Source organism: Arthrobacter rhamnosi (genome assembly GCF_054510855.1).
In genome coordinates this window covers 311,761-325,867 of sequence record NZ_JBTNDT010000001.1, presented here as the reverse complement: position 1 = coordinate 325,867, position 14,107 = coordinate 311,761, and the positions used below count along the sequence as shown (strand labels likewise).

Here is a 14,107-nt window from a genome sequence, read left to right as displayed (position 1 = left end):
CGAGGACGCCGTGCGCTGGAGGGTCAGTTCATCGCGAGTCCCGCGACGGGTGAGAGCCGTGCAGCCTGGCGGGCGGGGAGTACGGAGGCCAGCAGCCCCGCGGCGACCGCCACCGCGATGACCGCCCCGATCTGGCCGGCCGGCACGGACGGGCTGACGGAGGCGATCCCGCCCAGCGCCGCCTGCGCTCCGAGCCAGCCGTAGAGGACGCCGAGGCCGGAGCCCAGGAGCGCCGCGACTCCCGCGATGAGCACCGCCTCGACCGCCAGCATCCCGCGCAGCTGGGCCCGCGTGAGACCGAGGGCACGGAGGAGCGAGTTCTCCCTGCGCCGCTCCAGCACGGAGAGGGACAGCGTGTTGGCGACGCCGATGAGTGCGATCAGGACGGCGACGGCGAGCAGGGCGGTGACGATCAGCAGCAGGACGTCGATGATCTGGTGGTAGGACGCCCTCTCGATCGCCGCTCCGGTGACCTGGTACTCGGAGATGCCGGTCGCATCGGTGATGCGCGACCGGACGTCCGCAACGGCCTGCGCGTCGAGCCCGTCATCGAGCTTCAACCAGAGGGTCGCACCGAAGTAGGTGGCGAGGCTGCTCCCCGCCTGCCCCTGCGCGTCCTCAGTGCCTGTCCCGGCGAGGAAATCCGAGAGGGCACCGACCGGGGCCCCGCCGAGTTGCTGCGCCGTAGCCATGGTGATGAGCGGCTGGAAGAACGTGGCGTCGGTGGCCGTGACGGGCAGGGTGGCTGAGCCGTCGCGGGTCTCCAGAGTGATTTCCGACTGCGTCCAGGTCTGCGGGGCCAGGATCATGCCGTCCGTCAGGGCTGTGCCCTGCGAGCGGAGCACTCCTGCTACGTCCGCGGGGTCGACGGCGTAGACGAGGGCTCCACCGTCGTCCGTGCTCGTGAACAGGACCGGGGTGAGTTCGACGACGGACTGCACGCCGTCGACCTGCAGGAGCGTCGGGACGGCAGCCCTCCGCGGCGTCCACGCCGCTCCGTCCGGTGCGGTGGACGCGGCACCGAGTCCCGAGACCTCGAGGTCGACCGCGTAGTTCTCGTCGAGCTCGCGGTCGAACGACGTCCGCGCGGTCTGTGCACCGACCATCATCATGGTCACGAGCGTCACGCCGACCATCAGCGCTGCCGACGAGGCGGTGGTGCGCGCCGGATTCCGGACGGCGTTGACCGATGCGAGGGTGCCGGGTACTCCCAGCGGGCGGGCGATCCTGCCGACGGCGGCAACGCTCGCGGGCACGAAGAACGGCGCGAGGAGGACGATGCCGAGGAAGGACACGGCGCCGCCGACGACCGCCTGGACGAGGGCGACGGATACGGCGCCGAGCAGGAGGAGCGCGCCGCCGACGACGAGGGCTGCGAAACCGACGGTGAGCCGTGCACGACCGCTCCTGGTCCCTGCTGCCGGCGGCTCGACGGGACGGAGCGCGGCCAGCGGGGCGACCCGGGTCGCGGCCCGCGCGGGAACGAGTGCTGCGAGGAGTGTCATCAGTACACCGGTGACCCCGCCGATGATGACGGCCGAGGGCGGAACGGCCAGGACGGCGAAGGAGCCGAACTCGGTCTGCCGTGCGAGGGCCACGAGCGCGGACATCACCCCGACGGCGAGCACCACCCCGAGCACCGATGACGCCAGACCGACGACGGCCGCCTCGACGAGCACCGACGTCCGCACCTGACGCCGCTGGGCACCGATGCAGCGCAGCAGGGCGAGTTCCCGCGTCCGCTGCGCCACCAGGACGGAGAAGGTGTTCGAGATGACGAGTCCGGCGACGAGGACGGCGACGGCCGCGAAGGCCAGGAGGATCCCCGTGAGGGCGTCATTGCCGCTCGACAGCTGCGCGACATCCGCAACAGTCTGATCGTTCGCCGTACGGACCGAGAGCGTCCCGGCACCGGTCGGTGAGCCGTCGAGGACCGGAACGGCGGCTGCGGCGACTCCGGCCGGATCTGCTCCCGGCCGCAGGGCGAGCTGGACGTTGCGGAAGGCGGTCTCCCCGCCGCCGAGTTCGCGCACGACGGACGCGGACGCGAGGACCTGCACCGCGCCGGACTGCGTGGGGTCCGCACTCGGTGCCGTCAGACCCGTGACCGTCAGGGCATGGCCCAGGGAGGTGGAGGGAGCGCCGGAGTCCACGGCGACGGTGTCCCCGGGGACGACACCGAGACGCGCGGCCGAGGCGTCGTCCAGTGCCACGTCGCCGGGCTCGGACGGGTAGGAGCCCTCCACGACCCGCGCGGTCTCCAGCCGGGCCGGAGCCGTCGACGTCAGGACGGCGAGGGACGTCTCCGCCCCCGTGGCCAGCTGACCATAGGCGCGCTCCAGGCCATGGACGGCCTCGACCCCGGGAACGGCGGCGAGTTCGTCGGCGAGGCCGGAGGGGACGGTGCCGCCGTCCTGGTCCGACACCACGAGATCCGCCTTGGCGTAGGAGGCGCCGATGCTCTGGCCGAGGCTGGCCCTGGTGGTCGCATCGACCATGAGGGTCGCGGAGAGGAAGGCCACGCCGAGCATCACGGCGAGGCCGACGGCAAGGAAGCGCCGTGCGTGGACCCGGACCTGGGCGAGGGCTACCTGCAGCACGTCAGGCCCCCAGCTTCGCCAGGGCGCCGAGGATGGCGTCCGGTGTCGATTGGTCGAGTTCGCCCACAAGTGCGCCGTCCCGCATGAGCAGGATGCGGTCCGCGTAGGAGGCCGCCACCGGATCGTGGGTGACCATGATGATGCTGCGGCCCATCTCGCGGCAGCTGCGGCGCAGCAGGGACAGCACTTCGGCCCCTGTCGCGGAATCGAGGTTGCCGGTGGGCTCGTCCCCGAAGATGACGTCCGGCCTCGTCAGCAGGGCACGCGCGACGGCGACCCGCTGCTGCTGACCGCCGGAGAGCTCGTGGGGGCGGTGGGACAGACGGTCCGTCAGGCCCAGGGAGGAGGAGATCTGCTGCAGCCAGGCGGTGTCCACTGTGCCGCCGGCCAGCGCCACCGGAAGCGTGATGTTCTGCTCCGCGGTCAGGGTGGGCACGAGGTTGAAGGCCTGGAAGACGAATCCCACGCGCTCGCGCCGGAGCCGCGTGAGGGCGGCATCGGCGAGCCCGGTGATATCCGTCCCGCCGATCCAGAGTCTCCCGGCATCGATGCTGTCCAGACCCGCGAGGCAGTGCATGAGCGTCGACTTGCCGGACCCGGACGGCCCCATGATGGCGGTGAAGCGTCCCTGCTCGAAGTCGAGCGAGACGTTCCGGAGCGCGTGGACGGCGGTCTCCCCGCGCCCGTAGCTCTTGGAGACGTCGCGCGCGGCCACGGCGGCCGCTGCAGGGGGTGAGGCCGGCACCGGGAGGCGGCCGGGCAGGTCGGTGGAGTTCGTGGAGATCGTCATGCTCCCACGCTAGGTTTCCCGGCGCTGCAGCGGATCGGCGCCAGGGCCGGGGTTCCGGCCGGAAACCTCATACCGCGGGATGAGGGGCAGCATCACCGGCGGGGACCGTGGTCCTGGTCCGACCCACGCCCCGTGGTCAGGGGCGGACGATGCCCGTCTCGTACGCCAGGACGACGGCTTGCACGCGGTCGCGGGCCTCGAGCTTCGCGAGGATGTGCCCGACGTGCGTCTTCACGGTCGCCTCGGACAGGACGAGCCTTCCGGCGATCTCCGGATTGGACAGGCCCTGGGCGATGAGTTCGAAGACCTCGCGTTCGCGTGCCGTCAGTCGTGCCACCGCGGCGGCGTGGGCTTTCTGGGTCGCAGAGGGTTGGCGCAGCAGCGGGGCCACGTGGTCGAGCAGGCGCCGCGTGGTCGACGGGGCGATGACGGCGTCGCCGCGGTGCACGGTGCGGATCGCCTCGAGCAGTTCCTCGGGCGGAGCGTCCTTGAGCAGGAAGCCGCTTGCCCCGGCGTGGATCGCGGACAGCGCGTACTCGTCCAAGTCGAACGTCGTCAGGACGACGATGCGCGGTCCCGTGGTTCCAGGGTCGCCCTCGTACGCGGCGAGGATGCGGCGCGTCGCTTCGATGCCGTCCATGCCCGGCATGCGCACATCCATCAGGACGACGTCGGCAGGGATGGCTGGAAGAAGCCGAACCGCTTCTCCACCGTTGGCCGCCTCGCAGACGACCTCCAGGTCCGGCTGCGACCCGATGAGCATCGCGAATCCGCTGCGGACCAGGTGCTGGTCATCGACGATGGCCACGCGGATCGGAGTGGCGTCGCTCCCGATCGTGCCGGGGGTGCTGATGGCGGTGCTGATAGGGGTACCGACAGTGCTGCTGGTCGTGCTGTCCACGGTGGTTCCGTTCTCCGATGCTGGCGGATGTGTGCTGTCGTGCCGGCTTACGCCTGCGTGTACGGGATGAACGCTTCGACACGGTACCCGCCGCCGGTACGCGGCCCAGCGGAGACGCTGCCGTCGTAGAGGCGCACGCGCTCGGTCATCCCCTTGATTCCCTGGCCCGCACCCGCGGTGGCGGGGTCCGCGGCCGCCCCGCGTCCGTCGTCGTCCACCGTGATGGTCAGGCCACGCGGTCCGTAGTCGAGCACCACCTCGGTGGTCGTGTCCGCACCCGCGTGCTTGAGGACATTCGTCAGGGACTCCTGCACCACGCGGTACCCGGTCAGTTCCGCGCCGAGGGGGAGTTGCCGGCGCGGGGTGCCGCCGCGGCGCCAGGTGACCCGCACTCCGGACCTGCGCACCGACTGGATCAGGGGATCGATGTCGTCGAGTGTCGGGAGGGGCCGGGTGGAGGCGATCTCGTCGCCCCGCAACACGCCCAGCAGCCGCCGCATCTCGCGCAGCGAGCCCCTGCCCGTGTCGGCGATCGTGCCGAGCGTCGAAACGGCGAGCTCCGGGGCCTGCGCACTCGCGTACCGTGCACCGTCGGCCTGCGTGATGATCACGGAGAGCGAGTGCGCCACGATGTCGTGCATCTCCCTGGCGATGTGGCTGCGCTCGTCCGCCGCCGCGAGGTCCCGCTCCTGCTGCCGCTCGACCTCCAGGCGGCGGGTCCGGTCCTCCAGCGCCTGGTACGTCAGCCTCCGTGACCGGGCGAGGTCGCCCGCCGTCCAGGCGAGGAGGACGAGTGATTCTCCGAGGAAGAGCAGGATCAGGAACAACGGCACCGTGGCGAGCACCGAGGGGGTGCCTCCCACTCCGATCATGTCGCCGTACCGCACCAGGCCGATGGCGGCTCCGGCGATGGCGAGTCCGAGGGCCGCCAGCCCGGCCCACCGCGGACCGTGGGCGGCGAGGGTGTAGAGCGTGATGAGGATGACGAACTGCACGGGAACGGGGTCGACGCCGGTGACGAGTTGCAGGACGGAGATTCCCGCGACGGCGCCGGCCGAGAGCATGACCCGCGACCGGCGCCAGGCCAGGGGCAGGACCAGGGCTGTGGACACGACGACGATCAGCCAGTACCCCGGGACACCGCTGACGGCGAAGGGCAGGACCAGGAGGACGAAGATCGCCGCGGCGAGACAGGCGTCGACCCGCCCCGGGTGCGTGCGCACCCAGTGCGCCAGCCGCAGGTGGAGGTCCATGGGGCCCAACTCTAGGCGGGCCGGTTCCTGTCGCACATCCGACCCAGGGTGGAGGCGTCGTCTCACCCTGCGGACGGATTGTTGCGCATGCTGCCGCTTTCCTACGCTGGAACCATGACTGATGCCCCGCACCGTATCGACCTCGCCGTCATCCCCGGAGACGGAATCGGCCCGGAAGTGACCGCGGAGGCGGTCAAGGTGCTGCGTGCGGCGGTCGGCGACGACGTCGAGCTCTCGCTGACCGACTACGAGCTGGGGGCGGAGCACTGGCTGGCCACGGGGGAGACCCTGCCCGACGCGACCCTGGAGCAGCTGCGGCGCCACGACGCCATCCTTTTCGGTGCCGTCGGGGCCGCCCCCGGCGACACCCGGATCCCTTCGGGGCTGATCGAGCGGGAGTTCCTGCTGAAGCTCCGCTTCTCCCTGGACCACTTCGTGAACCTGCGGCCCTCGAAGCTGTACCCCGGCGTAGCCAGTCCGCTGGCCGATCCCGGCGTCATCGACTTCGTCGTCGTGCGGGAGGGGACGGAGGGGCCGTACACCGGCAACGGGGGAACGCTGCGCGGTGGGACGCCCCACGAGGTGGCCACGGAGGTCTCCCTCAACACCGCTCATGGAGTGGAGCGGGTCGTGCGCGACGCCTTCGCGCGTGCCTCGGGGCGCCGGAAGAAGCTGACACTCGTCCACAAGCACAACGTCCTCGTGTACGCGGGCCACCTGTGGAAGCGCACCGTCGAGGCCGTCGCCGCCGAGTTCCCCGACGTCCACCACGACTACCTGCACGTGGACGCCGCGATGATCTTCCTCGTCACCGACCCCTCGCGCTTCGACGTCATCGTCACGGACAACCTCTTCGGTGACATCGTCACGGACCTGGCGGCAGCGGTCTCGGGCGGGATCGGCCTCGCGGCCTCCGCGAACCTCAACATGGACCGCACCGCCCCCTCGATGTTCGAGCCGGTGCACGGGTCGGCCCCGGACATCGCCGGCCAGCAGGTCGCGGACCCGACGGCCGCGATCCTGTCCGGAGCGCTCCTGCTCCGCCACCTCGGCCTCGATACCCATGCCCAGCGGATCGAGCAGGCCGTCGAGCAGGACATCGCGTCGCGTTCCGGTGCCCGCAGCACCTCGGCCATCGGCGATGCTATTGCCGCTGCCGTGTCCTAAGGTGGTTACACATTATTAACCCAGTGCCGGAGCACTGACCACCACGGGCGACGGCGGCCATGCCGCGCGTGCAGTCCGTTCCAGCGGAGGAACCATGACAGCCACCGATACCCAGTTCGCCCAGCACCTGTCGACGCAGCGGAAGTCGGCCGAGGAGCGGGAGGCGGTGCTGGCGAACCCGGGCTTCGGCAACTTCTTCACCGACCACACGGCCATCGTCGACTTCAGTGTCGACGCGTCCGGGGTCGGGGGCTGGCACGATGCCCGGCTCGAACCCTACGGGCCCATCGCGCTGGATCCGGCAGCCGCCGTGCTGCACTACGGCCAGGAGATCTTCGAGGGCATGAAGGCCTACCGGCACGCCGACGGCTCCGTGTGGACCTTCCGGGCCGACGCGAACGCAGCCCGCCTGAACCGCTCCGCAGTCCGCCTCGCCCTGCCCCAGCTGCCCGAGGAACTGTTCCTCGAGTCCCTGCGCCAGCTCGTCTCGGCCGACTCCGACTGGATCCCCTCCGGCGACGGGGAGAGCCTCTACCTCCGGCCCTTCATGATCGCCACCGAGGCATTCCTCGGCGTCCGGCCCGCCCGTGAGGTCTCCTACCGGGTGATCGCGTCACCCGCCGGCAACTACTTCGGTGGCGAGGTGAAGCCCGTGGACATCTGGGTCTCCCGCAACTACGCCCGTGCGGGACGCGGCGGTACCGGAGCTGCGAAGGCCGGCGGCAACTACGCCTCATCGCTCGCGGCGCAGCTCGAGGCCGAAGCGCACGGCTGCAAGCAGGTGCTGTTCCTCGACCAGTTCAACGACAACGCGGTCGAGGAACTCGGGGGTATGAACGTCTTCTTCGTGTTCCGTGACGGTTCCCTCGTCACTCCTGCGCTCTCCGGCACCATCCTCGAGGGTGTCACCCGGTCCTCGATCATCCAGCTCGGCAGGGACCGGGGACTCCAGGTGAGCGAACGCAAGATCACGCTGGACGAATGGCGCGACGGCGTCGCCAGCGGCGACATCACCGAGGTCTTCGCCTGCGGTACGGCCGCCGTCATCACGCCCATCGGGCAGCTGCGCGACGGCGACGAGTTCATCGGCTCGGCGGGTGCACCGGCCGGCGAGGTGACCATGTCGATCAGGAGCCAGCTGCTGGGGATCCAGACCGGCGTCGTGGAGGACACGCACGGCTGGCTGACGCGCCTCGTCTGAGACCGATCGGTGGAAACGGCGCCTGGCAGGCCCCGAAAGGGTCCGTCAGGCGCCGTCCGTATCAACGCGAGTGCATCATCGGGTGCCTGCGCCTCGGAGTCGCCCGGCCCGTCAGCGGGAGGGCGCGATCTCCGAACCGTCGATACCCTCGCCCGCGCGGAGATGACGCGTGGTTGCGAGCAGCGCTGACGCGTCGTCGGCGGGCAGGGGCCGGCTGAAGTAGTACCCCTGGCCGCTGGCGCAGCCGAGCTCCCGCAACTGGTCCGCCTGCTCCCGCGTCTCGATACCCTCGAAGACCGCTTCGAGTCCGGCAGCCCGGATGAGCTGCAGGATCGCCGCGACGAACTCGAGCTGGCCGGCCCTCGTGTTCAGCTCCACCAGGAGGGAGCGATCCACCTTCACCATGCTGACGGGCAGTTCACGGAGGTAGCTGATGGAGGAATAGCCCGTTCCGAAGTCGTCGATCTCGATGCCGACCCCGAGCTGCTGCAGGCTCAGCAGCGAGTACATCTCCACCTCACCCCGCGTCACGATCGCCGTCTCGGTGATCTCGATCACGAGGCTGTGCGCCGGCAGGTCCAGTGCCCGCAGGAGGGACCGCACGTGGTCGACGAGGTCGAGCTGCTTGAGTTCGACGGCGGACAGGTTGACCCTCAGCTGGAAGTCGTCGTCGAGCGCGAGGTCCCTCCGCCACTCGGCAAGCTGCCGCAGCGAGGTGGACATGACCCAGCGGTCCAGGTCGTGGATGACCCCGATCTCCTCGGCCAACGGGATGAAGGTGTCCGGGGGGATCAGTCCGCGCAGGGGGTGCTGCCACCGGACGAGGACCTCGACCCCCAGGATCCGGTTCGTGGCGAGCTCCACCACCGGCTGGTAGTGCAGGATGAGTTCGTCGGAACTGATGGCACCGCGCAGCTCCGTGGCCATCTGGCTCCGGAGCTGCCGCGAGTACAGCATCACGGGCTCGAAGACCTTGATGATGCTGCGGCCCTCGCGCTTCGCCGCGTACATGGCCGTGTCAGCGTCCAGCAGGAGGTCGTCGGCGGTCTGGCCGGGCGTGCCGAGGCGCACGCCGATGCTCGCTTTGGCGGTGACGTGGAGCGAGTCCAGCTGGATCTGTTCGTTCAGGACTTCGAGGGCGCGGCGCGCCACCTGTGTGGCGACGTCCTTGGATGCGGCAGGAAGCAGGATCGCGAACTCGTCGCCGCCCAGGCGCGCCACGAGGTCGCTCTCACGGACCACGCTGTTGAGCCGCTTCGCCACCTCCTGGAGCACGCGGTCACCGGCATCGTGGCCGAAGCGGTCGTTCACGTTCTTGAAGCTGTCCAGGTCGAGGAGCAGGAGAGCCGGGGGTGGTGCTCCGTTCGCGGCCTGGCCGAGCGCTTCCTCGATCCCCTCCATCAGCGCGACGCGGTTGGCGAGGCCGGTCAGGGCGTCGGACATCGCCATCTTCATCATGTCCAGGTGTGCCTGGCGAAGCATGGCGGTGCGGCTCTCGACGCGCTTCTCGAACTGCTCGTAGACCTGCTCGAGCTCCTCGGCGAGCAGGTTCACGCCGGTGATGACGGCGTCCACCTCGTCCCTCGCGGTCGAGGGTTCGATGCGGCTGCTGAGTTCTCCCCGGGAGAGCCGGACGATGCTCTCGACCAGCATCGCGAGCCGGGGGTCCTTGTCAGCGCTCATCGGTCCCAGCGTACGTTCCAGAGGGAGGTCGCGCTGCACGACGACCGTCGGGAACCGGTCCGGCCGCGTTACCGGAACAGGGCTGCATGCTGCGGACGATGACCGTCGTCATGGCACTACCCCCGAATTGTCCCCGCCGAACAAGGAATGGAGCGCATCGGCCTCTGCCGTCGCGCAGGTCCTGCAGCAGGCGGTGCGATGATGCTTCCGCACTACCTGACGGGGGCTAGGTTAGCATTCCTCGCCCCGGATCCTGCGGACATGCCGAGTCCGTGCGTACCGCACTGCGACTGGGCCGGTCCGGGCACGAAGAAGCCCCGGCCAGGGTGGGAGTAATGGGGGAAAACGCCCGGCCCGACCGGGGCCTGCTGAAGACTCTATGCCAGATTCCTCGGCTGGCACACCCCACTGCGAACACGGGTTTGGCAGGTTTTTGCTTGACTTCCCCCCGGTGGTCAGGGCGACCGATCCGGCTCCGCCGCGCCGGCACCGCGACTTTCACTGGCCCTGGATGCTGTCGATCAGTGCCCGCGCACTGGAGGCACGGTCCTCGGCCCCGGACTGCAGGAACAGATCCTCGCTCAGCTCGAGATCCGCGACGGCGCTTCCGCCATTCCCGAGTGCCGCCAGCGCTCGTCCGAGCAGGAGGTGAGCCTGGGCCGCGACATGCGATGCCAGGAGGTGCTTCTGTTCGATGATCTCGTTCAATTTCTCGATGGCGGCGTCGTACTGTCCGGTCAGGACGAGCCAGTGAGCGCGGGTCAGCTTCAACTCGAGGCGGTCACGTTCGGTCCCACCGACGATGGAGTTGGCGAGCTCGGCCCGCTCGATGCACTCGAGTGTTTCGGGCTCGACGACTCCCGCGGCCAGGCGGACTTGTGCGGAGCCGTGATTGAAGCGGGCCCAGAGGTCGAGGTCGTTGGTGGGCGACAGGTTCTTGGCGGCCTCCTGGTGATACGCGACACCCTCGGTGATGTGTGTAAGGAGGAAGGCTACGTTGCCGATGGCCCAGTAGGACTGGCCCGCATACCTGTTGTCCGGGTCTTTTCTCAGCAGGTCGGCTAGCACGAGGCACTCTCGCCATGCATCTTCCAGGAGGACACTCTCGGCCAAAGACGCGATGAGCGCGTTTTGCGCCTCGATGGCGATCGCGCTGTGGACCGGCTCGGTCAGGGCTGCTGCGGCCGCGCTCCGGGCTGCCGAAACGGCTGTGGTCAGGTCTCCGCTGCCCTGTGCGGCGAAAGCACGCAGGGTGAAGACCCGCGCCTGAAGTGCCACCGACTGCTGTGTCAGGGGGTGGGCCGCGAGTTGATCAGCGATTTTCCGAGACTCGTCCATCAGGTCCTGTTTGCGGAGGCACTCCGACACCAGGAAGGAGGCGTTCCACCAGCTCTCGTCTTCGTGGTGCGCAGACGACATTGCGGCCCACTGCTCGGCGAGCTTCTGCGCGGCCCCATAATTCCGCTGGTTCCACGCGTCACGGGCTTGGAACTCGAGCAGCATGCGTTCGCCAGGATCGCGCTGATGGGACATGCGTACCTTCGACTTCCGGTTGGCGGGCTGACTCATACCATTCTCGGGGGGAAAGGCTCAGGGGACAATCCTGCGGAAATAGTTCAAAATAACTTCGGGAATTCTGTTACAGAAGTGACTGGTGTGGCTTACGATAAATACGGAGGACGCCGTGGTAGTTAAGCGGGACTCCCACCACTGTCGATCAAGCCAAAAGGACGTACATCATGAAGCGCTTCACCTCCGCCCTCCTGCTCGCCACCCTCCTCGTCAGCGGCGGTGCCGCAGCTGCGAACGCTGCTCCCGCCAAGGCCGGTTCCGATTCCACCGTCTCCTCGACGGACCGCGTCGGCGCCTGGCCCTTCTAGCCAACTCGGCAGATACCTGACGTCTCATCAGGTATCTGAGCAATCCGGCTTGATCCGCAGTACTGATACCGCGGGCACCCTCGTCTCTGGGGAGGGAGTGCCCGCGGTATCTCTTTTAAGTCCCGCGGTATCTCTTCACGTCCAGGTGCGGGTCAACTCCTCGGTGTGAGCAAAGCATATTCGGGCGCGCTCCGCGGACAACACCTCACGTTAGGCTGGCGCTATGCGAATCGCACGCTTTGTCGTAAATGATGACCCAACGTTCGGAGTCGTGGAGGGAGCCCCCGGGAGCGAGGAAGTCGCCGTCATCCAGGGCGACCCCTTCTACGCCGGCGTCCAGCTCACCGGCGCACGCCATGCCCTGGAGGACGTCCGGCTCCTGGCCCCCGTCATTCCGCGCAGCAAGGTCGTGGGCATCGGCCGTAACTATGCCGACCACATCCAGGAGATGGGCAGCGAGACTCCGGCCGCGCCGCTGATGTTCCTCAAGCCGAACACCTCGGTCATCGGCCCCGGCGACCCCATCATGCTGCCCTCCTTCTCCGACCAGATCTCCTACGAGGCCGAACTGGCCGTCGTCATCGGGCGCATCTGCAAGGACGTCCCGCTCGAGCGCGTCGACGACGTCGTCTTCGGTTACACCTGCGCCAACGACCTGACGGCGCGGGACGTCCAGAAGACCGACGACCAGTGGGCCCGCGCGAAGGGCTTCGACACCTCCTGCCCGATCGGGCCCTGGATCGAGACCGACCTCGATCCCGAGAACCTCAGCATCCGCGGGACGCTGGACGGCGAACTCCGTCAGGACGGCTCCACGAGCGACATGATCTGGGGGGCACGCGAGCTGGTGGCCTACGTGTCGCAGGCCTTCACGCTGCTGCCCGGTGACATCATCCTCACCGGAACACCCGCCGGTGTCGGCATGATCACCGACGGCCAGCGGTTCGACGTCGACGTCGAAGGCATCGGACGGCTGTCCAACCCGGCACGCCGCTGACGGGCAAGGCGTCGTCGGGCCGCCGGACCGCGGTGCCCGACGGCGCATGGGTGATGGACGAGCTGCCCTCGGCGGAGATGCTGCACGAGGGCGGGCCCGGTGGTCGCACTTAGACTGGGACCATCATGACTACTGCCGCAGATATCCCCACCGTCACCGATGCCACACCCGTCCGGGTCCGATTCTGTCCGTCGCCGACGGGCACCCCGCATGTCGGGCTGATCCGCACGGCCCTGTTCAACTGGGCCTATGCACGCCACACCGGGGGGAAGCTCGTCTTCCGCATCGAGGACACCGACGCCGCCCGCGACAGCGAGGAGAGCTACCACCAGCTCCTGGAGGCCATGACGTGGCTGGGCATCGACTGGGACGAAGGCGTCGAGGTCGGAGGGCCGCACGCGCCCTACCGCCAGTCGCAGCGCGGCGAGCTGTACCAGGACGTCATCGAACGCCTCGTCCAGGCCGGCCACCTCTACGAGTCCTTCTCGACCCCCGAGGAGGTGGAGGAGCGCCACCGCGCAGCAGGACGCGACGTCAAGCTCGGCTACGACAACCATGACCGCACCCTGACCGAGGAGCAGAAGGAAGCCTTCCGGTCCTCCGGTCGCCCCGCCGTCCTGCGCCTGCGGATGCCGGACGAGGACATCACGTTCACCGACCTCGTCCGCGGTGACATCACCTTCCGGGCCGGCAGTGTGCCCGACTTCGCCGTCGTACGCGCCAACGGGGCGCCGCTCTACACGCTCGTCAACCCGGTCGACGACGCCCTCATGGGAATCACGCACGTCCTCCGCGGAGAGGACCTGCTGTCCTCCACGCCGCGGCAGGTCGCGCTGTACCGGGCGCTGATCGACATCGGAGTCGCACGCTACATGCCGCTGTTCGGGCACCTGCCGTACGTCATGGGCCAGGGCAACAAGAAGCTGTCCAAGCGGGATCCGGAGTCGAACCTGTTCCTGCACCGGGAGCGCGGCTTCATCCGCGAAGGACTCCTGAACTACCTGTCGCTGCTCGGCTGGAGCCTGTCGGCCGACGAGGACATCTTCTCGGTCGAGCAGCTCGTCGAGAAGTTCGACGTGCGCGACGTCCTCGCCAACCCCGCGCGCTTCGATCTCAAGAAGGCCGAGGCGATCAACGGGACGCACGTGCGGCTGCTCGACCCGGCCGAGTTCCGCTCACGGCTCCTGCCCTACCTCGCCGCCGCCGGCCTCATCGGCGCCGATCCCACGGAGGAGGAGCTGCGGATCGTCGCGGAAGCGGCCCCCCTCATCCAGGAGCGCATCACCCTCCTCGGCGAGGCGCCGGAGATGCTGGGATTCCTGTTCAAGGCCGACGACGCCATCGACATCGCCGACGACGCCCGCAAGGGACTCCCCGACAACCTGGGCGAGGTCCTCGACGCGACGCAGGAGGCCCTCGAGGGGGTCGCGTCGTGGGACGCGGAGTCCCTGCAGGGCGCACTCCGGTCCGCGCTGGTGGATACGCTGGGGCTGAAGCCCCGCCTGGCGTTCGGGCCGGTGCGTACCGCTGTGTCGGGTCGCAGGATCTCACCGCCGCTGTTCGAGTCGATGGTGATCCTCGGGCGGGATTCCTCGCTCGCCCGGGTCCGGGCGCTCCGCGCCACGGTGGGCTGAG

At 69.1% G+C, this 14,107-nt stretch carries 11 protein-coding genes; 5 read left to right on the top strand and 6 right to left on the bottom strand.

What is annotated here, in order from left to right:
• Positions 1 to 23: 23 nt before the first annotated feature.
• From ACX80I_RS01630 to ACX80I_RS01615, 4 genes are all read right to left on the bottom strand, one after another.
• Complete coding sequence (locus ACX80I_RS01630) at positions 24 to 2,600, bottom strand: FtsX-like permease family protein (protein WP_459343431.1); 2,577 nt, start codon at positions 2,598 to 2,600, stop codon at positions 24 to 26.
• A 1-nt stretch (position 2,601) separates the two neighbouring features.
• Positions 2,602 to 3,390 (bottom strand): ABC transporter ATP-binding protein, encoded by a 789-nt coding sequence (locus ACX80I_RS01625; RefSeq protein WP_459343430.1) that lies wholly within the window; start codon positions 3,388 to 3,390, stop codon positions 2,602 to 2,604.
• A gap of 136 nt (positions 3,391 to 3,526) precedes the next feature.
• Positions 3,527 to 4,198, bottom strand: coding sequence for a response regulator (locus ACX80I_RS01620; RefSeq protein ID WP_459343898.1), 672 nt, complete (start codon positions 4,196 to 4,198; stop codon positions 3,527 to 3,529).
• Between the two features lie 140 nt (positions 4,199 to 4,338).
• Positions 4,339 to 5,544: a sensor histidine kinase gene (locus ACX80I_RS01615; protein ID WP_459343429.1), complete on the bottom strand. Its 1,206-nt coding sequence runs from the start codon at positions 5,542 to 5,544 to the stop codon at positions 4,339 to 4,341.
• 114 nt (positions 5,545 to 5,658) lie between these two features.
• Between ACX80I_RS01615 and ACX80I_RS01610 the strand changes: the two genes are divergently transcribed.
• Positions 5,659 to 6,711 (top strand): 3-isopropylmalate dehydrogenase, encoded by a 1,053-nt coding sequence (locus ACX80I_RS01610; RefSeq protein ID WP_459343428.1) that lies wholly within the window; start codon positions 5,659 to 5,661, stop codon positions 6,709 to 6,711.
• Between the two features lie 94 nt (positions 6,712 to 6,805).
• Positions 6,806 to 7,912: a branched-chain amino acid aminotransferase gene (locus tag ACX80I_RS01605; protein WP_459343427.1), complete on the top strand. Its 1,107-nt coding sequence runs from the start codon at positions 6,806 to 6,808 to the stop codon at positions 7,910 to 7,912.
• Between the two features lie 111 nt (positions 7,913 to 8,023).
• Here the strand turns inward: ACX80I_RS01605 and ACX80I_RS01600 are convergent, their stop codons facing one another.
• Together ACX80I_RS01600 and ACX80I_RS01595 are read right to left on the bottom strand one after the other, a co-directional pair.
• On the bottom strand, positions 8,024 to 9,595 hold the full coding sequence (locus ACX80I_RS01600) for a putative bifunctional diguanylate cyclase/phosphodiesterase (protein ID WP_459343426.1): 1,572 nt from the start codon (positions 9,593 to 9,595) through the stop codon (positions 8,024 to 8,026).
• 498 nt (positions 9,596 to 10,093) lie between these two features.
• Positions 10,094 to 11,164, bottom strand: a complete 1,071-nt coding sequence (locus ACX80I_RS01595; protein WP_459343425.1) for a hypothetical protein — start codon at positions 11,162 to 11,164, stop codon at positions 10,094 to 10,096.
• Positions 11,165 to 11,334: 170 nt separating this feature from the next.
• Here ACX80I_RS01595 and ACX80I_RS01590 point away from each other — a divergent pair, with 170 nt between their 5' ends.
• The 3 genes from ACX80I_RS01590 to gltX all read left to right on the top strand — a co-directional run bounded on the left by ACX80I_RS01590 (position 11,335) and on the right by gltX (position 14,106).
• Positions 11,335 to 11,475: a hypothetical protein gene (locus tag ACX80I_RS01590; RefSeq protein WP_459343424.1), complete on the top strand. Its 141-nt coding sequence runs from the start codon at positions 11,335 to 11,337 to the stop codon at positions 11,473 to 11,475.
• Positions 11,476 to 11,698: 223 nt separating this feature from the next.
• Positions 11,699 to 12,472, top strand: coding sequence for a fumarylacetoacetate hydrolase family protein (locus tag ACX80I_RS01585; protein WP_459343423.1), 774 nt, complete (start codon positions 11,699 to 11,701; stop codon positions 12,470 to 12,472).
• Between the two features lie 125 nt (positions 12,473 to 12,597).
• Positions 12,598 to 14,106, top strand: a complete 1,509-nt coding sequence (gene gltX, locus ACX80I_RS01580; protein ID WP_459343422.1) for a glutamate--tRNA ligase — start codon at positions 12,598 to 12,600, stop codon at positions 14,104 to 14,106.
• The last annotated feature ends 1 nt before the right edge of the window (position 14,107 follow it).